This is a genomic window from Novosphingobium sp. SG919 (assembly GCF_012932495.1).
GTDB classification, from domain to species: domain Bacteria; phylum Pseudomonadota; class Alphaproteobacteria; order Sphingomonadales; family Sphingomonadaceae; genus Novosphingobium; species Novosphingobium rhizosphaerae.
Genome location: NZ_JABCNG010000001.1, coordinates 911,557 through 937,494, shown reverse-complemented (window position 1 = coordinate 937,494; position 25,938 = coordinate 911,557). Strand labels below are relative to the sequence as shown.

Below are 25,938 nucleotides of genomic sequence, written 5' to 3'. Positions count from 1 at the left end.
CTGCCCCTTCACGCCACCATCCGCCGTTTCATGAATTCCACCGCCAACAGCACCATCAATACCAGCACCAGGCCAGCCGTGGCACCGCCGAACAGCTTCAATTGCTTCCACTGCCGCGCGCGGGCGGCGGCGGTCTGGGTCAGCGAGACCGATCCCAGCACGATCATGCCCGTCGCGCGTTCGAGCTGGCCCGTCGTGGCATAGCTGGAGCGCAGTTGCGCCATGGCAAAGGCCACGCCGCAGCCCGCCGCCAGCCCGACGATCAGCACCAGCATCAACAGCAGCGGGCGATCGGGCGCCGAAGGGCCACGCGGCGTGCTGGGCGGGTCGATCACGTCAAACTTGACCGAGTTGTGCTCGCTTTCCACCTGGCCGCGCAGGCGCAGCTGCTCGCGATCGCGCAGCAGCTTGTCGTACTGGTCCTTGAGCACGTCATAGTCGCGGTTGATGCGCGATGCTTCGGCGGCCACGGCAGGCTCGCTGTATTGCTGGCCGGTCAGCTGGCCGATTTCCTGCTGGAGCGAGGCCTTGCGCGATTGCAGCGAAACCAGGCTGGCCTCGCGATCGGCCTTGATCGACTGGAGCGAGGCATAGGCCGGGTTGGGCGTGCCGGCATGGCCGCCTTCGGCCGCAGCCTGGCGTTGCAGGCTGGCAATCTGGGCCTTGGCCGCCAGCACATCAGGATGGCTGTCGGTCAGCCCGCGCGCCTTCATCGAGGCCATGTCTGCCAGCGCCTGCGCCAGGGCGCCGCGCGCGCCGCCCTGGGCGCCGGGAATGGTGATGGTGGGTGCCGTGCCCGAAAGCTGCCCGTTGATCGAGGCCAGCGCACTTTGCGCCGCCAGCAGATCCGATTCCACCCCGCGCAGCTCACTGCGCGCGCCTTCCAGCTTGGCGGAAACCGAACCAGTGCCCGGCATCAGCGCGGCGTTCTTGGCTTCAAACTCCTGGCGCTTCTGCTCGGCCGCTTCGAGGTCCTTTTGCCGATCGGCCAGCTGCTGGTCCATGAAGGCCAGGCTGTCGGTCATTTCGCCACGCCCGCCGGCCAGGTTTTCCTCGCGGAAGATGTCGATCATCTTCTGCACCACGTCCTGCGCCAGCTTGGCATTCTGCGCGTCGGTATAGGAACTGCGGCCAGATGTGGCGCTGATCTCGAACAGGTTGTCCTGCTGGCTCACCACCTTGATCTGGGTGGCCAGGCCCGCCACGGCCGATTCCATCTGCTTGTCGTTGGTAACCTTGTCGCCCAGCCGCGTGGCACGCACCACCTTTTCCAGGTTGACCGTGCTGGTCAGCGTCTGGCGCACCCGCTCGATATCCTGCTTGGCATTGCCGTTGATGCCGATCTGGTCGGACAGCACATCGTCGATCTGGATGAAGATGCGCGCCTTGGACTCATAGGAATTGGGCACCATGGCCACGACCAGCCAACCCAGCAGGCAGACCAGCCAGGCCACGCCCAGCGCCATCCAGCGGCGATGCCAGATGCCATAGAGCGCAATGCGCACTTCATCGATAAGATTGGTCATCGCGGCGCGCGCTCCAATGGCTGGTGGCCCGCGCGGATGGGATCCGTCGCAGCCATCGTCAGAACGTGCTTTCCGGAATGATGATCACGTCACCGGGCATCAGCATGACATTGGCCTTGGTATCGCCCTTGCGCAAAAGATCACCGATGCGCACGGCATATTCGGTCTGCTTGCCGGTGGTCTTGTCGAACCGGATCAGCCGCGCGCGGTTGCCGGCGGCATATTCCGACAGCCCGCCCACCGCGATCATGGCATCGAGCAGCGTCATGTTGGCGCGGTAGGGAATCGAAGCGGGCTTTTCGGTGGCCCCCACGATGCGCACCTGCTGGCTGAACGTGCCGGCAAACTTGTTGACGATAACCGAAACGATCGGCTCCTGGATATACTGCGAAAGCTGCAGCTTGATATCCTCGGCCAGCATCGAGGGGGTCTTGCCCACGGCGGGCATGTCGGTGATCAACGGCGTGGTGATGCGCCCGTCGGGCCGCACCTGCACTTGCGCGCCAAGCTCGGGATTGCGCCATACGAAAATGGTCAGCTCGTCCAGCGGGCCGATCACGTATTCCTCGCCCGGCCCCTCTTGCAGGGCCACGAACGAGGCGGGCGGCAACTGCGGACCGTGCGCGCCGCCGGCACAGCCGGTGAGCAACAGCGAAATGCACGCCACCCCCAGGCTCGTACGGGCGAGACGTCCGCGCCCAGCGGCAATCCGGGCGACGCTCTGCGCAGCGCTCCGGGCGGCGTTCGGGATTGGGCCGGAATGGGACGGCATCGCGGACAGTTCCTTTGTCTGACTCTTGCGCCGACCCTACGTAGTGTCCCCTATCGGGACCATCGGGGCCTGCGACCTTCACCTTCGGCTATCGACAAAAAGGGTGAAGATACGGTTAGTCTTGTTGCCAAGCGCCTTGGGCGGCAAGGCGCTTGGCGGCCCCGGTCCCAATTCGGGACGGGTGCCCCGGCAAAGATTAACCCGCCCTGTCCACCGGGGTTTCGGCCAGGATTTCGCTGGCCGGTCCATGCCCCAGGAACGCCGCCGGGCTGGCCGTGGCGCCATAGGCCCCCGCGCAGAACACCGCCACCAGATCGCCTTCCTGCCCGCGCGGCAGCGCCGCCTTGTCCGCCAGCCGATCGAGCGGCGTGCACAGGCAGCCCACCACGCTGGCGATCTCGGTGGCCGGGGCATCCATCCGCGTGGCAATCGCCACGGGATAGTTGCGCCGCACCACGGTACCGAAATTGCCGCTGGCGGCCAACTGGTGATGCAAGCCCCCATCGGTGACCAGGAACACCTCGCCCCGGCTTTCCTTGCGTTCCACCACTTGCGCCAGATAGACGCCGGCCTCGCCCACCAGGTATCGGCCCAGTTCCACGGTCAGCTGCGTGTCGTGGAGAACCGCGGGCAACTCGGCCAGCCGCGCGCCAAGCGCCGCGCCCACGGCCGCCAGATCGAGCGGCGTGTCACCGGGAAAATAGGGAATGCCAAAGCCGCCGCCCAGGTTGAGCGTGGGCAGCGGCACCCCGGCTTCACCGGCCAGGCGCGCCGCCAGATCGAGCGTGGCGGCCTGCGCGGCGATCACCGCCTGGGCATCGAGCGCCTGGCTGCCGGCATAGATGTGCAGGCCGCGCCAATCGGCCCCGGATGCCACGATACGCCGCGCCAACGGCGGCACATTCTCCGCGTCCACGCCAAAGGGCCGTGCCCCGCCGCCCATTTTCATGCCCGATCCGCGCAAGTCGAAATCGGGATTGACGCGAATCGCCAGCTTGGGCCTGTGCCCCGCCGCCGCACCCAGGGCGAGCGCGCGTTCCACCTCGCGTGCGGATTCGCAGTGCAGTGTCACCCCGGCGGCGAGCGCAGCGGCGATTTCCGCGTCACGCTTGCCCGGCCCGGCAAAGCCGGCGCGCGCCGGATCGATGCCCTGCGCCTTGAGCAGCGCCAGTTCTCCGGCCGAGGCGATGTCGAACCCGTCCACCAATTCCGCCAGCAAAGCCAGCAGCGGGCCAAATGGATTGGCCTTCACCGCATAATGCAGCCGCACCCGCGCCGGCAGCGCGGCGCGCAGCTGCGCCACGCGGGCGCGAACGGCGCCGGCATCATAGACGAACAGCGGCGTGCCATGGGCCTGCGCCCAATCGCGCGCCGGGCGACCGGCGATCAGCAGGTCAGCGCCCTGGCTGTGGAAATGGGGCGGGATCGGGCCAAGCGGTTTCATGGACTTCGCCTTATCGCTCACCGGTCAAGGCCCGGTAAAGAGCGGCACGATCGTGCTTGCCATTGGGCGAAAGCGGCAAGGCATCGCGCCAATGCACCCGCGCAGGCAGCATGAAGGCGGGCAGGTCCTGCGCCATGGCCGCGCGGAGCCCCGCCTCGTCCAGCGCCGCGCCCGGCATGGCGCGGCACACCAGATGGATCGCCTGGCCCAGCGCCGCATCGGGCAGGCCCAGCGCCACCACTTCGGCCACCAGGCCGGTCGCGAGCGCGGCCTCTTCCACGTCCTGCGGGCTGACGCGATGGCCCGACGTCTTGATCATCGCGTCGCGCCGTCCGACAAAATGGAGCAGGCCCAAGGCATCGCGCCGCACCCTGTCGCCAGACCACACCGCCATGCCACCCAGCTTGGCAAAGGGGGGTGCCGGGCGAAAGCGTTCGGCGGTACGCACGGCGTCCTGCCAATAGCCTTGCGCCACCAGCGGCCCGGCGTGGACCAGTTCGCCTTCCTCGCCCGGTGCGGCTTCCCCGCCCGCGTCGTTCACCACCATGACTTCGGCAAAGGGAATCGCCGTGCCGATGGAAGTGGGATGGTCGTCGATCAGCGCGGGATCGAGGAAGGTGGAGCGAAACGCCTCGGTCAGACCGTACATCGCAAACAGCCGCGCCTGGGGGAATTGCCCGCGCAAGCCGTGCACCAGATCGGGGGTGAGCGCGCCGCCGCTGTTGGTCAAGCGGCGCAAGCTGGCCCCTGCGCCATCGGGCCAGGGCACGTCGAGCAGCTGGCGCCACAGCGGCGGCACGGCAGCCAGCGTGGTGATCCCGTGGCGGGCCACCGCGCGCGCCACATCGCGCGGCATCAGGTAATCCATCGGCACCGCGCAGGCCCCCGCCGCCCAGGCGGACAACAACTGGTTCTGCCCATAATCGAACGCCAGGGGCAGCACCGCCAGCACGCGATCGTCTGCCGCCAGGCCCAGGTAATGCGCCACGCTGATCGCGCCGAGCCACAAGTTGGCCTGGCTGAGCATCACGCCCTTGGGCCGGCCGGTGGAGCCGCTGGTGTAGAGCAGCGCAGCCAGGCTTTCGGGCGTGGCTGCGCTGGGCGGCAGCGGCGCCAGAGCATCGAGCGCAGCCAGCACAACGGCTTCATCGTGCGCTGCCGCTCCGCCCAGATCGCCCGGATCGAGCGTTTCCAGCCGCCCGGCATTGGCCAGCAGCAGGGCAGCGCCACTGTCTGCCAGGATATGCGCGGCCTGCGCGCGGCGCAGCACCGGATTGATCGGCACATGGACCAGCCCCGCGCGCACCGCGGCCAGCGGCATCAGGCACGCGATCAGCCCCTTGCCCAGCCACGTCGCCACGCGTGCCCCGGGCACGATGCCCGGTTGCGCCGCCAGCCAGGCAGCCAATTGCCCTACACGCCGATTTAACCCCTCGTGGCTTAGCACCTCGTCCTTGAGCACCAAGGCTGGTGCATCGGCCTTGCCCCGCAAGGCGAGATGGTCCAGCGGATGCACGGTGGGGTCGGGCGGAACGGTCACGGCACTCCTGACGGATCGAGCGAAGGGAACCAGGGCCAAGCGTGGCGTGCCGGGTCTATCATGCCGAACTTGCCCAAGTGCAAGACCATCCGCGCCTGGCAGCCCTGCTGGCGCGCGGCAATACGGATGGCCCGTTTGACCGCGCCGATTGGCTGGCCTTGTTGGCAAGCCACGCCTTTCCCGGTGCCCGTGCCTTCCTGGCCGTGGCGGAAGACGGCGATGGCGCGGTGCTGGCCCTGCCCCTGGTGGCCACACGCCATGGCCTTGGCGCACTGGCCAACTGGTACAGTTTCTGGGCGCGGCCGCTGACCGATGCGCCCGAGCGGGCCGAAGCGATGCTCGTGGCCCTTGCCCGCGATCTGGCCCGCCATGGCGCGCTCGATTTTGTGCCGCTCCCCACGCGGGAGGCTGGCTGGATGGCCCGTGCCTTTCGCACCGCCGGCTGGGTGGTGGCGGTCGAACCGGCCCATGTGAACCGGCATATGACGTTGGACGGGCAGGATTTTGCCACCTGGTGGGCAACGCGGCCGGGCGCCCTGCGCGCCACGGTGCGGCGCAAGGGGGCAAGCGGGGCGGTGCAATGCCGCGTGGGCACCGCGTTCGATGCGGGCGATTGGGCGGCCTATGAAGCGGTCTATGCCGCCAGCTGGAAACCGGCCGAGGGCGACCCGGCTTTCCTGCGCGCCTTTGCCCAAGGCGAAAGCGCGGCCGGCGCGCTGCGACTGGGCGTGGCAACGTTGAACGGACAACCGGTGGCGGCGCAAATGTGGAGCGTGGAGGCCGGCACCGCCTTCATCCACAAGCTGGCCCACCGCCAGGATGCGCGTGGCGCCTCTCCCGGCACGCTGCTTTCGGCTGCGATGTTTGCCCATGTGATCGACCGCGATGGCGTGCGCGCCATCGATTTCGGCACGGGCGACGATCCCTACAAGGCAGACTGGATGGACCAGGCCCGCACCCGCTGGCGCCTGCGCGCGCACCATCCCGCCGCCTGGCGGCATTGGCCGGCCCTGCTGCGCGGCCTGGTGCGGCGCGCGGCCGGGCGCAGCCGGCTTGCTCCACCACCGGCGGATGGTTAAGGCGCCGACAATGTCTGAAACGATCCCCGCTTCGCTCGACGCCGACTTGCGCGCCCTGCTGGCCGATGTGCTGGGCCTCACCCCGGCGCGCGCTGCTGGCTTCACCGTGCAGACGCCGCTGTTCGGCGCGCTGCCCGAACTCGATTCGATGGCCGTCGCGGGCCTTTTCACCGCGTTGGAAGATCGCTTCGGCTTCGTTCTGGAAGAAGACGAAATCGACGGCGACCTGCTGGAAACCTATGGCGCGCTGCTGGCTTTCGTGGCGCGCAAGCAGGGCCATGGCTGAAGCGCTGGCCCCCATGCGCTGGCCCTGCCCCGGTGCCGGGGCAGACGGCGAATGGGCGCTGGTGACGCAGAGTGGCGATGCGGCGCGCGTGCTGATCGTGCCGCCGCTGTTCGATGAAATGAACCGCGCCCGTGCCATGCTGGCCGCGGTCATGCGCCATCTGGCCACAGCCGGCGTGGCGGCGGTGCTGCCCGATCTGCCCGGCTGCGGGGAAAGCGTGCAGGATTTCGCCGCGCAAAGCCTCAACGCCTGGCGGGCCGCGATGATCGCCGCCGCGCGCCATTTTGCCGCCAGCCATGTGCTTGCGCTGCGCGGCGGCGCACTGGTGGCCCCGCCCACGTTGCCCGGTTGGGCGCTGGCGCCGGTCAGCGGCGATGCCGTACTGCGCCCGCTGCTGCGCGCCGCGAGCCTGGCCGCAAGGGCCAGGAACGAAGACGCGAGCCCCGCCGCCCTGCTGGAGCAAGGGCGCACGCAGGGCCTGGTGCTGGCCGGCTACCCGTGCGGCGCGGCGCTCATCGCGGGCCTGCACGGGGCGCTGCCGGCCGGCGAAGGGCAGCAGGCGATTGCGCTATCCGATCTGGGCGCGGCCGGTCCTGCCCCCTGGGTTCGCCAGGAACCGGCCCCGGCGCCCGCCCTGGCCCAGGCGCTGGCTGCGCGCATCGTGGCAGACCTTGCCGCATGAACCGGCACGTCATCGCCTTTGCCTGCCAGGGCAGCCAGCTGTTCGGCACGCTCGACATGGGCACGGCCAGCGGCGCGGTGGGCGTGCTGATCGTTTCGGGCGGCAATGAAATCCGCAGCGGGGCCTGGGGCGGCCAGTCCACTCTTTCGGCCCGCCTGGCGCGCGAAGGCGTGCCCACGTTCCGCTTCGACCGGCGCGGGGTGGGCGACAGTGCGGGTGAAAACCAAGGCTTTCGCGCCAGCGCGCCCGACATTGCCGCCGCCCTGGCCGCGTTTCGGGCCGCTGCGCCGCATGTGAAGCGGGTGTTCGCGATGGGCAATTGCGACGCGGCCAGCGCGCTGATGCTCAATGCTGCCACGCTGCCCGGGCTCGATGGGGTGATCGGGTGCAATCCCTGGACGGTCGACGCGGAAAACGAAACGGCACCGGTCCATTCCGCCGCGGCGCTGCGCCGGCACTACTTGCGCCGGCTGTCCGATCCGCGCCAGTGGGTGCGGCTGCTCGCGGGCAAGGTTGCGCTGGGCAAGCTGGCCGGCGGCCTGCGCACCGCCGCCGGGCCACAGGCGCGTTCCGCCCTGGCCGAGGACATGCGCAACGGGCTGGCCGGCTATGCCGGGCGGGTCACGATCCTCTTGGCACAAGGCGATCGCACCGCGCAGCTCTTTGCCAGCCACTGGGGCCAGGACAGCCGCGTGATCGGCCATGCCAGCACCAGCCATTCCTTTGCCGATGCACAGGACTGGCTGGTGGAGCAGGTGCTTGAAACGCTGCGTTAGGCTTGGGTCAATTGCGCCGTGGCGAAGTCCAGCTCTGCCACGAAGCGTTCCGCGTCGAGCGCGGCCATGCAGCCGGTGCCGGCCGCCGTCACCGCCTGGCGATAGGTGTGGTCCATCACGTCGCCACAGGCAAACACGCCAGGAATGGCGGTCTTGGGCGTGCCGGGCTGCACCACGATATAGCCGCTCTCGTCCAGTTCCAGCTTGCCGGCAAACAGGCTGGTGGCGGGGGCATGGCCGATGGCGACGAATGCGCCGTCGGTTTCCACGCGGCTGCCTTCACCCGTGACGGTATCGACCAGTTCCACCGCCTTGAGGCCGCCTGCCAGCGGATCGCCGGCGAACGCGGCCACGGCCTTGTTCCACAAGACGCTGATCTTGGGATGGGCGTGCAGGCGCTGTTGCAGGATGCGTTCGGCGCGCAAGCTGTCGCGGCGGTGGATCAGCGTCACATGCTCGGCATGGTTGGTGAGGTAGAGCGCTTCTTCCACGGCGGTGTTGCCGCCGCCGATCACCACCACCTTCTTGCCGCGATAGAAGAACCCGTCGCAAGTGGCGCAGGCCGAAACGCCCTTGCCCGAAAGCAGCTGTTCGCCCGGAACGCCCAGCCACTTGGCCTGGGCGCCGGTGGCAATGACCAGGGTGTCGGCCTCGAAAACGTCGCCGCTGTCGGCGGTGGCGCGGAACGGCGGGCCCGACAGGTCGATGTCGGTGATCGTGTCCCAGATCATCCGCGTGCCGACATGCTCGGCCTGGGCCTGCATTTCCTGCATCAGCCAGGGGCCCTGGATCACGTCACGAAAGCCGGGATAGTTTTCCACATCGGTGGTAATGGTCAGCTGCCCGCCGGGCTGAAGCCCCTGCACCACGATCGGCTCCATCCCGGCGCGTGCGCCATAGATCGCGGCCGTCAGGCCAGCCGGGCCGGAACCGATGATAAGCATGCGGGTCTTGTGCGTCGTCGCCATGGAAACTCCTTCCGATGGCGCGCGAGATAGGCGCTGGAGGGCCGAAACGCCAGCCCAAGTAAAACTTCACCCCCGGCAAATCGGCCAGCGGCCCACCGCTTGGCCAACTGCCCGGCCGGCCTCACGCCTGCTGGCGCTGCGTCACCCCTTCCAGCGCGCGGCTGACGACAACGGCTGCGGGCGTGGGCTTGGGCACGAGAACCCCGCCAAGCTTGCGCACCGCTTCATCCATGCGATCAAGGTCGCCGGTGTGCAGCACATAAGGCACGCCCCGTTCGGCCAGCGCCTTGGCCACGGGCGCGCAGGTCTGGCCCTGCGACAGCGACACGTCGAGGATCGCGGCAACGATTTCCTCGCCCTCGGCAATGGCCAGCGCCTCTGCCAATTCCAGCGCGGTGAGCGGCACACAGCCCGCGTCTTCGACCGCAAATTCCAGATCGAGCAGGATCAGCGGTTCATCGTCGAGCACCAGCACGCGACAGCCGGAAGGTTGGCAACAGGCCTGTGCCATCAGACCGCGTCCTCGCGCAGCGGCACCCGTAGTCTCGCTCGCAGCCCATCCGGATGCCAGTCGCGCATGATGTTCCCCCTTGCCATGTGCAGCATGCGGTCGACGATGCCCCCGGCGGGGGCCTCCGCATCGTTGCCGGGCGGCACAACGGCCGGTCCGCCCTGTTCGATCCAGTCGATCACGATCGTCGGCGCATCGCTGCTGCCGTTCTTCTGCCAGGCGACGGTCACCTGGCCATCCTCGCTGCTGAGTGCACCGTGCTTGGCCGCGTTGACCGCCAGTTCGTGCAAAGACAGGCCCAGCACCGACACGGCCGAGAAATCGCTACGCAAGCCATTGCCCTTGAACAGGATGCGCCGGCCGTCGGGATCATATGGCGAAAGCACCGAACGGATCGCCTGGCCCACTTCGATCGACCCACTGGAAGCTTCGTCCAGCGTGGTTTCATAGGCGCGGCCCAAGGCCTGTATGCGATCGTTGATCTCGCGCGCTTCGGCTTCGATGCCGCGCGAGCGACCGGTGAAATTGACGATGCCGCCGATCACCGCGAACATGTTCTTCATGCGATGCGACAGTTCGCGGGCCAGTTCGCGGGCGTGGCGCTCGTCGGCGCGCGCGGCGCGCACGTCGGACACGTCCCACTGGCTGCCGAAGTAATAGATCAGCCGGCCCTCGGCATCATAGATCGGCCCCAGGTGCAAGGCGTTCCAGAACGCCGTGCCGTCCTTGCGGTAATTGAGGATTTCCACCACGACGACATCCTGGCCCACCAGCGCCTGGCGAATGCGGGCAACGGCAGCGGGATCGGTGCCCGGCCCTTGCAGAAAGCGGCAATTGCGGCCGATGATCTCGTCTTCGTCATAGCCGGTCAACCAGCGGAACGCGCGGTTGACGAACACGATCGGCGCATCGGGCGCATGGGGATCGCACAGGCATACCGCCATGCGCGTCTGCGCCATTGCCTGTTCGAACAAGACACCCGAGGCACCGGGGAAAATGTCATCCGGATGGTTGGCAAGAAAGCGCTCTGCGCTGTCATCGTATTGCCCGCCGGCCTGGCTGGCGCGCCTGCGACCGGCGGCCTGGCCGGCACCACCGGCCTCGTGACGCGCTTCGCTCGCGCCGCTCGTGGCTTCACCAGCCTTCCTGGCATCGTCTGGGCGGCCTAGCGCCTGATCTGCCCTGTCACTCGACAAACGTTTGTTCCCGACCTTTAGCGACCCGTAGCACAATGCCACCCAATGGCGCCAAAATGCTTCTTGCCCCCTCGCGGTTCCCCATGTGGCCAAAAAATTTTACGGTACATCTACGGTACGAAATCCGCAGCGGTTTCCCAAAGCGGAAGCGGTTGCACTTGCGAACGCTATCAGGCAACGTTGGTGGGAATGACCTTTGCGCCGCGCCATCATCCCTGGTCGATCCGGGGCCTGCAATCTCGCGGCCGCGCCGCCCGCTACACGCTGGGGGTGGCGCTGTTCGCCCTGGCCCTGTTCCTGCGCTGGATCGCCGATGCGCTGTTTCCGCCGGGTTTTCCGTTCCTGACGTTCTTTCCCGCTGTCATCGTGGCGACCTTCATTGCCGGGCGCGGGCCGGGCATCGTCTGCGCCGTCCTGAGCGGGCTGGCGGCCTGGTACTTCTTCGTGCCGCCGCTGCTCAGCTTTGCGATCAACACCCAGGTGGCCACCGCGATGCTGTTCTATACCGGCGTGGTGGCGGTGGACATCTTCCTGATCGACGGGCTGACCCGGCGCCAGCGGCAATTGGAAGACAGCGAGGCGCGCCTGGCGGAAATGGCCGCACACCAGGCGCTGCTGTTCAAGGAACTGCAGCACCGCGTGGCCAACAACCTGGCCTCGGTCGCCTCGATGCTGCGGTTGCAGCGCCGCCAGATCGAACGCAACCCGGCGCTGGCGTTGCCGCTGATCGATCGCGCCGACGAGCGGATCGAAATGATGGGCCGCGTGCACCGCCAGCTTTACGATCCCGCCGCGCAGGCCCGGCCGCTGGCCGATATCCTGGCGCATGCCGTGGCGCAGGCGCGCGAGATGGCCGATGCCGATGGCGTGGACGTGCGCCTGACGGTGGACGACGTAAGGCTGGAAGTGGGCCGGTTGCTACCGCTGGTGCTGCTGATCACCGAACTTCTGGCCAACAGCTTCAAGCATGCCTTTGCGCCGGGCGAGACCGGGCAGATCGAAGTGCGGCTGGAACGGGCCGAGGCAGGTACCCTGTGCCTGACGGTGGCGGATAACGGCCGCGGCCTGCCCGCCGCCGATCCCCAGGACAGCGCCGTTGGCGGTGGCGTGCGGCCGCGCCGGGGCCTGGGCACTGCGATCATCGCCGGGCTGGTGGCGCAGTTGGGTGGCAGCCACCGCACGCGCAACACCCATGCCCACGCTGGTGAAGGCCAATCCCCCGGCGTGACCACCACCGTCATCTTTCCGGAAAAGCTCGACATCCAGGGTTGACGCGGCGGGCGCCCCGCCAACCCTGGACCGGTTCAGCGCGCGGCGATCGGCCCGGCTTCGTTGGCGACGATCGCCAGGGTATTTTCCCACGCCTGCACATTCTGCGCCAGCAGCGCCGGATCGATCTTGTCGAGCGTGTCATCGGGCGTGTGGTGCAGATCGAAATAGTGGGTGCCGTCCTGGTTCAGATCCACCACCGGCAATTTCTGCGCAGCGATGATCGCACCGACGTCTTCCCCGCCATCGGCCGGGCCATCGTGCGGCACCACGCCCAGCGGATTGAGCGCGGCGATGATGCGGTTCTTCACCGCATCGGATGCAGGGGCGAAATTGGTCGTCACCCGCCACACCCGGTCGGCGCCGAAATCGCTTTCCATCGCCAGGGCATGGGGCTCCTTGCCGTGCTTTTGCGCATAGGCCTCTCCGCCAAAGCCGCCCAGTTCCTCGCTGCCGGCAAACAGCACGCGGATGGTGCGCAGCGTCCCGCCAGGCGCTCCCCCGCTCTGGGCGCGCAGGGCGGCCGCAGTCACGATGGCGCAGCCCGCGCCATCATCGATGGCCCCGGTGCCCAGATCCCAGCTATCGAGATGGCAGGCCACCAGCACGACCGGCAGCGTGGGATCGCGGCCGGGCAGATCGGCCACGACATTGCCCGAAGGCGCATTGTCGATGATCTGGCCGGTCAGGGTGAGATGCAGGCGGAGCGGCTGGCCGGTGGCAGCCAGCCGGGCGATCTGGTCGGCATCGGGATTGGCCACGGCGCCGGCGGGAATGGGCTTGATGCCCTTGGGCCACATGATCGCACCGGTGTGCGGGTTGCGGTGCTTGTCGGTGCCGACCGAGCGGATCACCACCGCCAGCGCGCCCTTGGCCACGGCCACGCCCGGCCCCTTGCGCCGCACATTGCCATAAGGGCCATAGCCGCTGCCATCCTGGGTGGGGACCATGGCATGGTCGATGAATGCGATCTTGCCCGCCAGCGCGCCATCGGGCGCGGCTTCGAGTGCCGCAAGCGTGGGGAAATAGACCAGCGGCGCGGTGATCCCGGCATCGGGCGTGGCGCCGGAATAGCCGAGCGCCGTGATCGCCAGCGGCTGCGCGGCAAAGCCGACGAGTTCGGCCTTGTCCGTCCCGCGGCGATAGGCCCGCATCGTGAACGGTTCGATCGCGACATTCTGGAAGCCCAGGCTCTTGAGCCGGGCTGCCGCCCATTCGCGCGCGCGCGCTTCGGCCGGGCTGCCGGCCGGGCGTGGGCCAATCTGCGTGGTCAGGTCACGCACCAGGTCCCACGCCACATCGGTGGTGGGGGCTGTGGCATGCGCGGCAAAAGCAGGCAGGATCGCCAGGGCAGCGGCGGCAACAGGCAGGCGGGCGGTAAACAAGGACATGGCGAAATCCCGAAAGGCATTGGGGGCCGCCACATTTGCGCACACCCCCGCGAAGTCAACCGCCCACCCCAAAAATCCGGCAATTCAGACGGTTGCCAGCGCCTGTTCCAGATCGGCCAGGATGTCGTCGATATGCTCGATCCCGATCGACAGGCGGACATAGCCGGGGCTGACCCCGGCGGCGGCCTGTTCCTGCACCGAAAGCTGCGAATGGGTGGTGGAAGCCGGGTGGATCGCCAGGCTGCGCGCGTCACCGATATTGGCGACGTGGTAGAACAGCTTGAGCGCATCGATGAACGCGCGGCCGGCATCGGCGCCACCGGCGAGTTCGAAACCGACCAGCCCCCCTGCCCCGCGCGGCAGGTATTTGGCGGCAAGCTCTGCCGCGCGGCCCTGCGCCAGGCTGGGGTGGATCACCCGCGTCACCTTGGCATGTGCTGAAAGCCATTGCGCCACGGCGGCGGCGTTCTGGCTGTGGCGCTCGATCCGCAGGGGCAGCGTCTCGATCCCCTGAATCAGCTGGAACGCATTGAACGGGGAAAGCGCGGCGCCGATATCGCGCAGCAGGATCACGCGGGCACGGATGGCATAGGCAATGGGGCCCAGCGGCTTGATATCCCGCGCCCAGACCGCACCGTGATAGCTGGGATCGGGCAGGTTGAACAAAGGCTGGCGTTCGGGAAATTCGTCCCACGCGAAATTGCCGCCGTCCACGATCAGCCCGCCGATCGATGTGCCGTGCCCGCCCAGATACTTGGTGGAGGAATAGACCACCACCGCCGCGCCATGATCGAACGGGCGGATCAGCAGCGGGGCGGCGGTGTTGTCGACAATCAGCGGCACGCCCAGCTTGCGGCCGATCGCCGCCACTTCGGCAATGGGAAAGGCCACCAGCTTGGGATTGGGCAGGCTTTCGGCGTAATAGGCGCGGGTGCGATCGTCGGTGGCGCGGGCAAAGCCTTCGGGATCGGCAGGATCGACGAAGCGCACTTCGATGCCCAGATCCTTGAGCGTGTTGGCAAACAGGTTCCAGGTGCCGCCATAGAGATCGGTCGAACTGACGATGTTGTCGCCCGCGCGCGCCAGGTTGAGCACGGCATAAGTCGACGCGGCCTGGCCCGATGCCACCGCCACCGCCGCCGCCCCGCCTTCCAGCGCGGCCACGCGCTGTTCCAGCACATCGGTGGTGGGATTGCCCAGGCGGGTGTAGATCGGGCCAAGCTCTTTGAGGCCAAAGCGGTTGGCTGCCTGCTCGGTGCTGTCGAACTGGAAGGACGTGGTCTGGTAGATCGGCACGGCCACTGCGCCCGTGGCCGGATCGGCGCGCCAGCCCGCGTGCAGGGCCAGGGTTTCGGGGCGGGAAGCGGCAGGCTTGCTATCGGTCATGACATCCTCGGTTGCTAGACGGCTTTTCCTATTGTCTACTTATTTAATTGACATAATCAAGCCCGGAATGGTCCGGGCCATGCTGCCAATACTGCGCAAAAATGCGCAGTGGGGCCCTTAAACGCGGGCAACCACGCCTGGGCTAGGACGGCAGGCGGATGGCGCCAGGGGCGCGGGCTGCAGTAGCGGCCGTGAGGGGGTTTGCAGGAATGACCGACCAGACACCGATTTCCGCCAGCGAGCGCAAGCGCGCGCAAGAGGGCGCGGCCCAAGCCCGCATCACGGCGATGGAGCGCGCCCTGCTGCTGTGCGAATTCACCGCCGACGGCCAGTTGGTGAGCGCCAACGAGAATTTCGCGCGACTGCTCGGCGAGCGGCCCGAAGACCTCGTCGGGCGGCGCTATGTCAACCTGTGCCACAAGGGCGCGGTCGAAGACAGCGCCGCGCCGGCATTCTGGCAGCGGGCGGCCGATGGGCACGCCCAGGTCACGGCCGTGCGCCTGGCGGTGGGAGACCGCGAACCGGCCTGGGTGCGCCTGGCGTTTTCCCGGCTCGACGCCGATGACAGCACCCCGGCCCGGATCCTGGCGGTGGGGATCGACATCAGCCGCGACGGCCTGGCCCGCTTCGATGCCGAAGCCAAGCTGGACGCACTGGACCACGCCGTGGCGCTGGTGGAATTCAACATGGACGGCCAGGTGCTGGCTGCCAACGAAAACTACCTCAAGCTGACCGGCTATACCCTGGATGAAGTGCTGGGCGAGCAGCATACGCTGTTCTGCGATGCCGAGACGGCGTCGTCGGATGCCTATCGCGAACTGTGGAACACGCTGCGCCGCGGCCAATCGTGCCACGGCGCCTACAAGCGTTTCGGAAAGAACGAGTCCGATATCTGGGTGCATGCCTCCTACACCCCCATCCGCGGGGCCGACGGCAGGCTGCAGCGCATTCTCAAGATCGCCTATGACATCACGGCCCAGCGGCTGGCCACGGCCGAATACGAAGCCAAGCTGGAAGCGATCGATCGCGCCATGGCGGTGGTGGAATTCGATCTGGATGGCAACGTGATCACCGCCAACGACAACTTCCTGTCGGTCATGGGCTATTCCCCGCGCGAGATCATCGGCCAGCACCACGCCATGTTCTGCCTGCCCGAATACGTGCGCACCCGCGAATATGCCGATTTCTGGATTTCGTTGAACCAGGGCCAGTTCCAGTCCGGCCGCTTTCACCGCGTGGGCAAGCACAACCGCGACGTGTGGATCCAGGCCACGTACAACCCGGTGCTCGACTTGCGCGGCAAGCCGCGCCGCATCGTCAAATACGCCACCGACGTGACCGAGCAGGTGCAACTGGAACAGAAGATCGCCGCACGATCGCAGGAAACCGCCGGCGTCGCCGATCGGCTGGGCCGCACGATCGAGGAGATCAACCGCTCCACCGCAACCGCCAACAAGCTGGCCAACCAGACCGAGATGAAAGCCGATGAAGGTGGCGTGGCGCTCAAGTCCGCGCTGGAATCGATCGAGCTGATCCAGAAATCAGCCACCGGCATTGCCGAGATCGTGCGGGTGATTTCGGAAATTGCCGGGCAGACCAACCTGCTGGCCTTCAACGCCGAAATCGAGGCGGCGCGCGCGGGCGAACACGGCATCGGCTTTTCCGTGGTGGCCGGCGAAGTGCGCAAGCTGGCCGAGCGCAGCAGCACCGCCGCGCGCGACATCAGCCGCCTGATCGAGGAAAGCCTGGTGCGCATCGGCATGGGCACCGAGCGCGCCCAGGCGGCGCAAAGCGCGTTCAGCGCGATTGCCGCCAGCGTGGGGGATACCAGCACCGCCATCGAAGTGATCACCCGTTCGGCGCTGGCGCAGGACGAAGTGGCCCGCAACATCGTCACCCTGATCCAGGAACTGGCGGCCACCGCCCATGAACCTGCCTGATCGCGCGGCGCCAGCGCCCGCTGCCGAGGGACAAGGGGCAGGCCCGGCGGGCGGGCTGCACGGCTTGCTGCAGGTGGCCGGCATCACCCTGGCGATCCAGGCGGCCGCGATCCGCGAAGTGGTGCCGCGCCCGGCCACCCTGCTGCCGTTTCCCGTGACCCGGCCAGACCTGGCCGGTGCCATCGAAGTGCGCGGCGCGATCATTCCGGTGATCGACATGGGGTTGCTGCTGGGCCTGGGACCGGCGCAGGCGGCCGACGGCATCGTGACGATCCTGCGCCACGAAGGCCGCGTCACGGGCATCCTGCTCGACGCGATCGATGGTATTGCCCGCTTGCCGGCAACGGCGCTGGGGGCCCTGCACTATCCCGATGATGCACCGCTGCACCGCCTGTCGGCCGCCGGCTTCCTGCACGGCGCAACGCGCGGCGTGGTGCTCGACATTGCGCAACTGACCGCGATGCCCGGCCTGCCAATGGTGCCCGACAGTCTGGCAGGGCAGCGCCAGAGCCAGGCCCAACACCAGGGCGCTTCGGCCGCCCAGGCAGACGAGCCAGGCCACCGGCTGAGCGACCGGAGTGGCGATCGTGCCACGTGCCTGGTGTTTCGCGCCGGCGGGCAGCGCTTGGCGCTCGATGCCCACGCCATCGTGGCAACCCTGCCCGAATCCGCGCTGGCAACGCCGCCAGTGGAGAACGAGCTGTGGCTCGGCACGCTGGGGTGGAACGGCCTGGCCGTGCCCGCGGTGGACACGTTGCGCCTGATCGGCATCGGCAGCATCGGCCGCACCGTGGGGCGCAGTGCCGCCGTGGTCATCCACGTCGGCACGTCAGCCGGCGAGCCGCAGGACCGCAGCGGCGCCAGCGCGCGCGTCGCGCTGCTGATCGACGGGGTCGACGATATCCGCCAATTGCCGCGCCATGCCCCCGCGCCGCTGGGCACGATCGGCGTGGGGGGCGCGGGTGGCGCCCATGCCCTGGTCGATGTGGCCGGGCAACCCGTGCTGCATCTCGAGCCCACCGCGCTTGCTGGCGATCCCCGGCTGGTCGAAGTATCGGCCATGCAGGTGCCGCTGGCCAGCCCGGCCGATGCCGTGGCGGGTGCCGCTGGCCTGGGCAAGACGGCTTCGGCGGCAGCATCGGCCGCCGCTGCCGATGCGATCACCGGCGCGGTGACCGGCACCGGCGACGCGTGGTTGACGTTCCGCCTGGGCCAGGCCCGCTATGCCCTGCCACTGGCGGCGGTCGAGGCGGTCTTGCCGGGCGAACAGCCGATGCTTTCGGTCGCCGGGCAATTCCCGCTGTCCGGCGTGTTCCTGCATCGCGACAGGCCCACCCCGCTGATCGACCTGGGCGCCCGGCTGGGTTGCCCGTGCGAAGCGAGCACGGCGGCCGCGATCATGGTCGTGGTCGGCATGGAAGGCCAACGCCGCGCGTTCCTGGCCGACATGCTCTGTTCGGTCGAGCGCGTCCCGCTCCAGTCCCTGCGCGCCCAAGGGACCAGCCGGCAATTGCCCGCGGCCACGATCCGTTGCCGCGCCAACCAGACATGGGAAGTCCTCGGGCCCCAGGCCTTTGCCCTGGCGCCAGGCCCGGCCGAGGCAGCCTGACGCGCCACCGGCCTGCCCGGCACACGCTTGCGCGGCCCACGCGCGCCCTGTAGAGCGCGGGGCAATTTAGCACGTTTTGCCAAACGTTCCGTCTCGCGCAAGGACCCTTCGATGGCCGCCCAATATGCCTACGTCATGAAGAACATGACGAAAACCTTCCCCGGCGCGCAAAAGCCGGTGCTCAACAACATCAACCTGCAGTTCTACCAGGGTGCCAAGATCGGCATCGTCGGCCCCAACGGCGCCGGCAAGTCCACGCTCATGAAGATCATGGGCGGCATCGACAAGGAATTCACCGGCGAAGCGTGGCCCGGCGAAAACATCACCGTGGGCTACCTGCCGCAGGAACCGCAGCTCGATCCCACCAAGACCGTGCTGGAAAACGTCAAGGACGGCGCGCGCGAAGTGGCCGACCTGGTCGACCGCTTCAACGAGATCTCCAACATCATGGCCGATCCGCCCGAAGACGTCGATTTCGACGCGCTGATGGACGAGATGGGCGACCTGCAGGGCAAGATCGACGCGGTTGACGGCTGGACGCTCGACAACCAGCTTGAAATCGCGATGGAAGCGCTGCGCTGCCCGCCGGGTGACTGGTCGGTGGAAAGCCTCTCGGGCGGTGAAAAGCGCCGCATCGCGCTGACCCGTCTGCTTATTCAAAAGCCGTCGATCCTGCTGCTCGACGAACCGACCAACCACCTCGACGCCGAAAGCGTCGAATGGCTGGAAAACCACCTCAAGGAATATGCCGGCGCGGTGCTGATGATCACCCACGACCGCTACTTCCTCGATAACGTAGTGGGCTGGATCCTCGAACTCGACCGGGGCAAGTACTTCCCCTACGAAGGCAACTATTCGACCTACCTGGAAAAGAAGGCCAAGCGCCTGGAGCAGGAAGACCGCGAGGCGACCGGCCGCCAGAAGGCGATCAACGACGAACTCGAATGGATCCGCGCCGGCACCAAGGGCCGTCAGACCAAGTCGAAGTCGCGTATCAAGAAGTTCGAAGAACTGGTCTCTGCCCAGGAAAACCGTTCGCCCGGCAAGGCCCAGATCGTCATCCAGGTGCCCGAGCGCCTGGGCGGCAAGGTGATCGAGGCCAAGAACATCTCCAAGGCCTATGGCGACAAGCTGCTGTTCGAAAACCTTTCGTTCATGCTGCCGCCCGGCGGCATCGTCGGCGTGATCGGGCCGAACGGCGCGGGCAAGTCCACGCTGTTCAAGCTGATCACCGGCCAGGAAACCCCCGACAGCGGCGAGATCGACATCGGCTCGACCGTGCGCCTGGGCTATGTCGACCAGAGCCGCGACCACCTCGATCCCAAGAAGAACGTGTGGGAGGAAATCTCCGACGGGCTCGACTACATGAAGGTCAACGGGTTCGACACCTCGACCCGTGCCTATGTCGGCGCGTTCAACTTCAAGGGCCAGGACCAGCAGAAGAACGTCGGCAAGCTTTCGGGCGGTGAACGCAACCGCGTGCACATGGCCAAGATGCTCAAGCAGGGCGGCAACGTGCTGCTGCTCGACGAACCGACCAACGACCTCGACGTGGAAACGCTGGCGGCGCTGGAAGAAGCCATCGAAAACTTCGCTGGCTGCGCCGTGGTCATCAGCCACGACCGCTTCTTCCTCGATCGTCTCGCCACGCACATCCTGGCCTTCGAAGGCAACAGCCACGTCGAATGGTTCGAAGGCAACTTTGCCATGTACGAAGAAGACAAGCGCCGCCGCCTGGGCGATGCGGCCGACCGGCCCACGCGCCTGGCTTACAAGAAGCTGACGCGCTGAGGTTGCGCTAGGGTTCGCACCACCCCCGGCCCGCTCCTTGCGAAGAGGATCGGGCCGGGCGTGGTGGAAACCAGCCGCACCCCCCTAAGGCGCCACCCAACCCCCTTCCCAACCCTGCGGCCCGCGCGCGAACCGCGCCCGCACGCCCCCATGGGCATCGAGCCTGAGCCAATCGAGGGTCTCCGGCTCTACCAGCAGGACGGCAAAGGCGGCCCGGCCGGCCTCCGTTTCCGCCAGGGTGGGCCGGCGGGCAAGGAGATCGGCGGGCAAAGCGCTGCCCGGTGCATCGAGCGGTGCGCCGGGGCCGGCCTCGGCCAGGTAGCAACGCCGGCTGAACGCAGCGGCCTTGTCCCATGCCGCATCCGCCGTCGGCCCCGCTTGCTCGATTCGCGCCGGACCAGACAAACGCAATTGCACGCGCGCGACAGGGTCATAGGCGAGCACGCTGGCACGGCCATGCGTGGCAACCGTCATCACCTTGGGGCTGCGCGCATCGGTGTGGAAGCGCAGCGCCGACAGCGCCGGGCCCACCGCACGCAAAACCATGATCCGCATTTCGCCATCGGGCGTGCCCACCACCGGCGCATGCATCGCCGCAGTGCGATCGGCAACGGCCGCTTCCAACCGGGCCTGCGCGTCGGCGATCGTCTGTTCCAGGCTGTCCATCGCAGCGCTGTGGCGCGGACGGCCGGGGTCTGCCAAGATGAACGTGGGGGCACCAAGCCGGTTCAGCGATGCGACAGCGGCGCAGGTTTAGAAACATCAGCAAGCGATGGGAAACAAACCGCCACCGCCCGACGTTTCGAGTAGGTGAACCAAGGGAGACGGCCATGGCCGCCAGCAGCAAGTGGAAATCGAAGATCGGCGCGGCCCTGGCCGTCGCCACTCTGGCCGCCGCCATTCCGGCCACGGCCTTTGCCCAGGAACGCGGCGAGCATCGCGGCGGTGAAAACCGCGGTGGTGGTGAAAATCGTGGCGGCGGCAACCGCGGCGGGGGCTTCCCCGGCGGCGGTGGCGGCGCCCCGCGCGGCGAACAGGCACGCCCCGCACCCCAGGCGCCACCCCAGGCGCAGCCTCCCCGCGGTCCGCAGGGCGGCTTTGGCGGCGGTTATCAGAACCAGCCCGGCGGCTGGCGCGGCGGCCATGCCGTACCCCAACCGGGCCAGGCGCCGCAGCCTTCGTGGAACAACGGCAACGGGCGTCCGGGTGGCGACCGTCCCGGCGGCGATCGGCCCGGCGGCGGCAACCCGTCAACCCGCCCCGTGCCGCAGCCCGGTTGGCAGGGTGGCGATCGCGGTCCCGGCCGTCCCGGCTGGAACGACAACCGCGGGCCGGATCGCCCCGGTTGGAATGACAACCGCGGGCCGGGTCGCCCTGGTTGGAACAACGACCGTGGCCCTGGCCGTCCCGGCTGGAACAACGATCGCGGACCGGGTCGTCCGGGTTGGAACAACGATCGCAGCCCGTGGCGGGGCGACTGGCGCCAGGATCGCCGGTATGACTGGCAGGGTTGGCGCAATGGCCACCGCGACTTGTTCCGCGGCCCGCGCTATTTCGCCCCGCTGCCGAACTATCGCTACAACCGCTTGAATATCGGCATCTATCTGGGTGCGCCGTTCTTCTCGCAGCAGTACTGGATCACCGATCCGTGGGCCTATCGCCTGCCGCCGGCCTACCCGCCCTATCGCTGGGTGCGCTATTATGACGACGTGGTCCTGATCGATACCTATACCGGCCAAGTCGTGGACGTGATCTACGATTTCTTCTGGTAAGATGGTTAAGGCGGGGCCAGCCCGGTGGGTTGGCCCCGTTGACCTGGCAAGCGGCGCGTGGCCATAGAAAGGCCATGCGCCGTTTTCGTGTTGGTCAGATCGTGCCGATGGCCGTGAGGATATTGCGCATCATGGTCAGCCCGTCGTTCGTCAGCCTGACATAGCGACGGCGCAAGTCGCCGGTATCGGCCTGGCGATAGAGCAAGCCCTCGCGCTCAAGCCGGGCGATCCAGCGCAGGATCGTGGTCGAAGGCACGCCCGCTTCCACGCACACGCTCGAAACCTGCAGTTCCGTCCCGCTGTTGTAGGCGATGAACAAGTCGAGCAGAATGTCCCAGGCCGGCTCTCCAAACAGGCCTTTGACCGGCGTAGCCCCGTCGCGGCGACGGCGGAGCGCATAAAGCGCCTTGGCAACGCGGAAGGCCTCCGCCTCGACATCGACTAGGGCATCCAAAGGAACGCGACCTCCCAGATCAGGAATGGCTTTACTGTCTAAGGGGAGTGCAGGCGCGAATGACATGTGCGGCACAGTTGACACCGTTGGTTTCGCGAGGCCTTCTGTTGGGCCCCCCAGGCCCCAACCGCAGGACAGCTTCAGGTTAACTACATCTTGCAATAACCCACTATCGACAATATTTCGCATGAATTATCAACGATTTCGGTCCACATCGGACCAAAACTTGGTGAACTCGAATTCCACCGGGTTTTCCTGGCATTCGGCCAAGCCGGCTTGCCGCCATCGCGCCCTTGCGTCATGACGATCCGATCATGGTTTTGTTCCGTTCCGACCGTCATCCTGACATGGCCGACCTCAAGCGCATCGGTAGCCAGGTCCGCGCGCGACTCGATGCAGATCCGGCCGCCTACCGCATTCCCGTCGAAGATTTCGAGATCTATGCCGTGGGCGAATTCTTCACCCGCGCCGAATGCGAGCGCCTGATCGGGGTTGTCGATTCCGTGGCGCGCCCGTCGGATACTTACAGCAACGATGGTGGCCGCACGAGCTATAGCGGCGACGTCAATCCGCACGATCCGTTCATTCGCATGTTGCAGCGCCGGATCGACGACCTGATCGGCCTCGACCCCGCCTATGGCGAAACCATCCAGGGCCAACGCTATACGCCGGGCCAGGAATTCAAGGCGCACTTCGATCATTTCCGCCCGTCTGACCCGATGTGGGCGGAGGAAATGCGCAACGGCGGCCAGCGCAGCTGGACGGCAATGGCCTATCTCAACGCGGTGGAGGAAGGCGGCTCGACCGACTTTCCCAAAGTGAACCTGTCGATCCCGCCCCAGCAGGGTGCCCTGCTGATCTGGAACAACATGTCCCCCGATGGCCGCCCCAATGCCAAGAGCCTCCATGCCGGCACGCCGGTTATCCGGGGCGTGAAATACGTGCTGACCAAGTGGTATCGGTCGCGCCCGTGGAATTGATGCCCGCGACGCGGCCGCTTCATGCCCTGTTGCTGCTTGCGCTGGTCGGCGCTCCGGTTGGGGCCAAGGCCCAGATCACCCAGCCCGCTCCGGCTTCGGCGCCGGCTTCCACCACCGTTTCGCCCAATGCCGCGCTCGATGCGCTGCTGGCGCAGGACGACGCAGCCCGCCGTGCGCTTGACCCGCTCGATACGCTCGAACGGGGCGAACCGCTTGCCGCCAGCAGCTTTCGCATGGTGTTCGATCCGGCGCTCACCACGATGCAGCGCGCGCGCAACGCGGCCGCGCGCGATGCCCTGGCGCGGATCGACCTGGCCACGCTCGATGCCCCGCACCGCATCTCGGCCCGGGCCTATGCCGCGGTGCTCGACGATGAACAGGCCATGCTCTCGCCCGAGGTGGCCGATATGCTGGCGATGATGCCGCTCAACCCGGTGGGCGGGTTGCAGGTGGAATATCCCGGCCTGGCTTCTGCCGGCGGGCCGGCCTCGCTGGAAACCGCAGCCGATCACGCCGCCAACCTGGCGCGCGACCGCGCGCTGCCCCAGGTCTTTGCCGCCGCGATCGCGCGCTATCGCGAAGGCCTGGCGCGCGGGGTAACCAGCCCCCGTGCCGTGGTCGAAACGCTGATCGGGCAGATCGACGCACTGCTGGCCCGCCCGCCCGAACACTCCCTGTTCATGAGCCCGGCGCAACAGCCGCTGGGCCTGGCCGAAAGCGGCAAAGGCGGGGGCAAGACCGCCGTGCTCGCCCGCACGCGCCTGCGCGCCGAATATCGCGCCGCCACGGTCGAGGCAGTCTATCCAGCCTATCGCACCCTGCGCGCGTTCCTGGCCGACGAATATCTGCCCGCCACGCGCGAGAGCGTGGGCCTGGCCGCCCTGCCCGGCGGCGCGACGCTCTATCGCGCCCTGCTGCACCATCACACCACGCTCGATCTCGATCCTGCGCAGGTTCATGCCCTGGGCCTGGCCGAAGTGGCGCGCATCCAGGCCGAGATGGATACGGTGAAGCGACAGTTGGGCTTTGCCGGGCCGCTGCGTGCGTTCTTCGATGCGATCCGTGTCGACCCACGCTATCATCCGCGCAAGGCCGAAGATCTGGCGCAAGGCTATCGGCGTGTGGCCCAAGTGGTGGCGGCCCAGGCGCCGCGCTTTTTCGTGACCATGCCACGCACGCCGCTGCTGATCCTGCCGCACCCCGCCTATCGCGCGCGGTTCGAGGCGGGCGGCAGCTATAGCCCCGGCAGCGCCGACGGCACCCGGCCGGGCGTGTTCTATTACAACACGTTCGATCTCAAGAGCCGGTTTCTGACCGGCATTGCCACGCTCTATCTGCACGAAGGCGCACCGGGCCACCATTTCCAGATCAGCCTGGCGCAGGAGAATCCGAACCTGCCCGATTTCCAGCGCTATGGCGGCAACACCGCCTATGTCGAAGGCTGGGCGCTCTATGCCGAAACGCTGGGCTATCCCATGGGGCTCTTCGACGATCCGATGCAGCACTGGGGCACGCTGGACGACGAGATGCTGCGCGCCATGCGCCTGGTCGTCGATACCGGGCTGCACAGCCAGGGCTGGAGCCGGCAACAGGCGCTGGACTATATGCTGACCAATTCCGGCATGGGCCGCAGTGACGCCCAGGCGGAAGTGGATCGCTATATCGCCGATCCCGGCCAGGCCGTGGCCTACAAGATCGGCGCCCTGACCATCCAGCGCCTGCGCGGCGAGGCCGAGGCGCGCCTGCGCGCCCGCTTCGACTTGCGCGCGTTTCATGCGCAAGTCCTGGGCAGCGGCGCGCTTCCGCTGCCGGTGCTGGAAAGCAAAGTGCGAGACTGGATAGCGGAACAGGCGGCGCGTTGATCGCGCAGAAGGCAGCGGGACCCCGGATCAAGTCCGGGGTGACGAAATTTTCAGCTGATTTAGATATTTAACGTCACCCCGGACTTGATCCGGGGTCCCGCTTTATCCTGCAATGCCATACCAGAACCAGGCGCGGGTGGTTTCCAGAATGATTTCACACAAAGCCACAAAGACACGAAGAAAAGCCCTCTCTTTGTGTCTTTGTGGCTTTGTGTGGGATTTTCGGAAACGGAACTGACGTCTCGATTGCGCGCGCCAAGTTCACATAAAATACCCCTTCGCGGAGCCCGCTGGAACGAACGTGATTGGTGGAAAGTGGACGTCACTATGTGAACTAATCGAGCACCTTCAGAACAGAGACGGTGAGCTTCCAAAAGATGTAGGTATCAAGGCAGACCAGCGGCGCAAACAGCACGCCGTATGAGATCCTATCAGGAAATCTGACCATCGTGATCGCTGCAACGTGTAGCAAGCCGATGGCGGTCAAAATCACCCAAAGCATTTTACGGCGCCGCAATTGCCACGTCAGTCCGACGAGCAGGCAGAGGACACCAACCGAGAAAGCAGCAAAGAGTGGCGCTGCATCTTCTCTGACCCACGCGGTTCCGATAAACACCACTAAGACGGCAACCGTGCCAATCGCAAAAAGCTGCTTCGGTGGATCAATCTCATTGTAGATGTCCGTACCGTCGTCCATTGCATTG

23 protein-coding genes are annotated in these 25,938 nt (G+C 67.2%); 11 read left to right on the top strand and 12 right to left on the bottom strand.

Annotation, left to right across the window (positions count from 1 at the left end):
* Nucleotides 1-8 precede the first annotated feature (8 nt).
* From FHT19_RS04140 to FHT19_RS04125, 4 genes are all read right to left on the bottom strand, one after another.
* Nucleotides 9-1,526, bottom strand: a complete 1,518-nt coding sequence (locus tag FHT19_RS04140; protein WP_168554500.1) for an XrtA system polysaccharide chain length determinant — start codon at nucleotides 1,524-1,526, stop codon at nucleotides 9-11.
* A 58-nt stretch (nucleotides 1,527-1,584) separates the two neighbouring features.
* The gene (locus FHT19_RS04135) at nucleotides 1,585-2,199 is read right to left on the bottom strand and encodes an XrtA/PEP-CTERM system exopolysaccharide export protein (RefSeq protein WP_179506429.1); all 615 of its coding nucleotides are present in this window, start codon (nucleotides 2,197-2,199) and stop codon (nucleotides 1,585-1,587) included.
* 295 nt (nucleotides 2,200-2,494) lie between these two features.
* Nucleotides 2,495-3,742 carry a pyridoxal-dependent decarboxylase, exosortase A system-associated gene (locus tag FHT19_RS04130; RefSeq protein WP_169474040.1) on the bottom strand — a complete coding sequence of 416 codons (1,248 nt, stop codon included), beginning with the start codon at nucleotides 3,740-3,742 and terminating at the stop codon, nucleotides 2,495-2,497.
* Between the two features lie 10 nt (nucleotides 3,743-3,752).
* On the bottom strand, nucleotides 3,753-5,282 hold the full coding sequence (locus tag FHT19_RS04125; RefSeq protein ID WP_169474039.1) for an acyl-CoA ligase (AMP-forming), exosortase A system-associated: 1,530 nt from the start codon (nucleotides 5,280-5,282) through the stop codon (nucleotides 3,753-3,755).
* Nucleotides 5,283-5,323: 41 nt separating this feature from the next.
* On the opposite strand from FHT19_RS04125, the gene FHT19_RS04120 reads away from it, so the two are divergent.
* Genes FHT19_RS04120 through FHT19_RS04105 form a run of 4 tightly spaced genes read left to right on the top strand, consistent with a single transcriptional unit; the run spans nucleotide 5,324 to nucleotide 8,105 of the window.
* Nucleotides 5,324-6,361 carry a GNAT family N-acetyltransferase gene (locus FHT19_RS04120; RefSeq protein WP_169474038.1) on the top strand — a complete coding sequence of 346 codons (1,038 nt, stop codon included), beginning with the start codon at nucleotides 5,324-5,326 and terminating at the stop codon, nucleotides 6,359-6,361.
* Nucleotides 6,362-6,371: 10 nt separating this feature from the next.
* Nucleotides 6,372-6,647, top strand: coding sequence for an acyl carrier protein (locus tag FHT19_RS04115; RefSeq protein ID WP_169474037.1), 276 nt, complete (start codon nucleotides 6,372-6,374; stop codon nucleotides 6,645-6,647).
* A complete protein-coding gene (locus FHT19_RS04110) occupies nucleotides 6,640-7,329 on the top strand; it encodes a hypothetical protein (RefSeq protein WP_169474036.1) in 690 nt (229 codons plus the stop codon). The genes FHT19_RS04115 and FHT19_RS04110 overlap by 8 nt, the downstream gene beginning before the upstream one ends.
* Nucleotides 7,326-8,105: a hydrolase 1, exosortase A system-associated gene (locus FHT19_RS04105; RefSeq protein ID WP_169474035.1), complete on the top strand. Its 780-nt coding sequence runs from the start codon at nucleotides 7,326-7,328 to the stop codon at nucleotides 8,103-8,105. Before FHT19_RS04110 ends, FHT19_RS04105 begins: the two co-directional genes overlap by 4 nt.
* Here the strand turns inward: FHT19_RS04105 and trxB are convergent.
* From trxB to FHT19_RS04090, 3 genes are all read right to left on the bottom strand, one after another.
* A complete protein-coding gene (trxB, locus tag FHT19_RS04100; RefSeq protein WP_169474034.1) occupies nucleotides 8,102-9,073 on the bottom strand; it encodes a thioredoxin-disulfide reductase in 972 nt (323 codons plus the stop codon). The genes FHT19_RS04105 and trxB overlap by 4 nt on opposite strands.
* 121 nt (nucleotides 9,074-9,194) lie before the next feature.
* Entirely contained in the window at nucleotides 9,195-9,584 is a 390-nt protein-coding gene (locus FHT19_RS04095; protein ID WP_168554493.1) for a response regulator, read from the bottom strand.
* Complete coding sequence (locus FHT19_RS04090; protein ID WP_168554492.1) at nucleotides 9,584-10,780, bottom strand: PAS domain-containing protein; 1,197 nt, start codon at nucleotides 10,778-10,780, stop codon at nucleotides 9,584-9,586. The genes FHT19_RS04095 and FHT19_RS04090 overlap by 1 nt, the downstream gene beginning before the upstream one ends.
* Before the next feature lie 189 nt (nucleotides 10,781-10,969).
* Between FHT19_RS04090 and FHT19_RS04085 the strand changes: the two genes are divergently transcribed.
* Complete coding sequence (locus FHT19_RS04085; RefSeq protein WP_169474033.1) at nucleotides 10,970-12,052, top strand: DUF4118 domain-containing protein; 1,083 nt, start codon at nucleotides 10,970-10,972, stop codon at nucleotides 12,050-12,052.
* 32 nt (nucleotides 12,053-12,084) lie between these two features.
* On the opposite strand, the gene FHT19_RS04080 is transcribed toward FHT19_RS04085, so the two are convergent.
* Together FHT19_RS04080 and FHT19_RS04075 are read right to left on the bottom strand one after the other, a co-directional pair.
* Nucleotides 12,085-13,440: a M28 family peptidase gene (locus tag FHT19_RS04080; RefSeq protein ID WP_168554490.1), complete on the bottom strand. Its 1,356-nt coding sequence runs from the start codon at nucleotides 13,438-13,440 to the stop codon at nucleotides 12,085-12,087.
* An 84-nt stretch (nucleotides 13,441-13,524) separates the two neighbouring features.
* Nucleotides 13,525-14,826: a PLP-dependent transferase gene (locus tag FHT19_RS04075; RefSeq protein ID WP_169474032.1), complete on the bottom strand. Its 1,302-nt coding sequence runs from the start codon at nucleotides 14,824-14,826 to the stop codon at nucleotides 13,525-13,527.
* A 209-nt stretch (nucleotides 14,827-15,035) separates the two neighbouring features.
* Here FHT19_RS04075 and FHT19_RS04070 point away from each other — a divergent pair, with 209 nt between their 5' ends.
* From FHT19_RS04070 to ettA, 3 genes are all read left to right on the top strand, one after another.
* Nucleotides 15,036-16,766: a PAS domain-containing methyl-accepting chemotaxis protein gene (locus FHT19_RS04070; RefSeq protein WP_168554488.1), complete on the top strand. Its 1,731-nt coding sequence runs from the start codon at nucleotides 15,036-15,038 to the stop codon at nucleotides 16,764-16,766.
* Complete coding sequence (locus FHT19_RS04065; RefSeq protein ID WP_169474031.1) at nucleotides 16,753-18,375, top strand: chemotaxis protein CheW; 1,623 nt, start codon at nucleotides 16,753-16,755, stop codon at nucleotides 18,373-18,375. Before FHT19_RS04070 ends, FHT19_RS04065 begins: the two co-directional genes overlap by 14 nt.
* A 111-nt stretch (nucleotides 18,376-18,486) precedes the next feature.
* A complete protein-coding gene (ettA, locus tag FHT19_RS04060) occupies nucleotides 18,487-20,166 on the top strand; it encodes an energy-dependent translational throttle protein EttA (protein WP_168554486.1) in 1,680 nt (559 codons plus the stop codon).
* Between the two features lie 84 nt (nucleotides 20,167-20,250).
* Here ettA and FHT19_RS04055 read toward each other — a convergent pair whose 3' ends face one another.
* Nucleotides 20,251-20,832, bottom strand: coding sequence for a flavin-binding protein (locus FHT19_RS04055; RefSeq protein ID WP_168554485.1), 582 nt, complete (start codon nucleotides 20,830-20,832; stop codon nucleotides 20,251-20,253).
* A gap of 164 nt (nucleotides 20,833-20,996) precedes the next feature.
* Here FHT19_RS04055 and FHT19_RS04050 point away from each other — a divergent pair, with 164 nt between their 5' ends.
* Entirely contained in the window at nucleotides 20,997-21,938 is a 942-nt protein-coding gene (locus FHT19_RS04050) for an RcnB family protein (protein ID WP_169474030.1), read from the top strand.
* A 94-nt stretch (nucleotides 21,939-22,032) separates the two neighbouring features.
* Here FHT19_RS04050 and FHT19_RS04045 read toward each other — a convergent pair whose 3' ends face one another.
* Nucleotides 22,033-22,392 carry a winged helix DNA-binding protein gene (locus tag FHT19_RS04045; RefSeq protein WP_169474029.1) on the bottom strand — a complete coding sequence of 120 codons (360 nt, stop codon included), beginning with the start codon at nucleotides 22,390-22,392 and terminating at the stop codon, nucleotides 22,033-22,035.
* A 314-nt stretch (nucleotides 22,393-22,706) separates the two neighbouring features.
* On the opposite strand from FHT19_RS04045, the gene FHT19_RS04040 reads away from it, so the two are divergent.
* Both FHT19_RS04040 and FHT19_RS04035 read left to right on the top strand, forming a co-directional pair.
* Complete coding sequence (locus FHT19_RS04040; RefSeq protein WP_168554482.1) at nucleotides 22,707-23,372, top strand: 2OG-Fe(II) oxygenase; 666 nt, start codon at nucleotides 22,707-22,709, stop codon at nucleotides 23,370-23,372.
* A complete protein-coding gene (locus tag FHT19_RS04035) occupies nucleotides 23,372-25,234 on the top strand; it encodes a DUF885 domain-containing protein (protein WP_169474028.1) in 1,863 nt (620 codons plus the stop codon). Before FHT19_RS04040 ends, FHT19_RS04035 begins: the two co-directional genes overlap by 1 nt.
* Before the next feature lie 334 nt (nucleotides 25,235-25,568).
* Here FHT19_RS04035 and FHT19_RS04030 read toward each other — a convergent pair whose 3' ends face one another.
* Nucleotides 25,569-25,931 carry a hypothetical protein gene (locus FHT19_RS04030; protein WP_168554480.1) on the bottom strand — a complete coding sequence of 121 codons (363 nt, stop codon included), beginning with the start codon at nucleotides 25,929-25,931 and terminating at the stop codon, nucleotides 25,569-25,571.
* Between the last annotated feature and the right edge of the window lie 7 nt (nucleotides 25,932-25,938).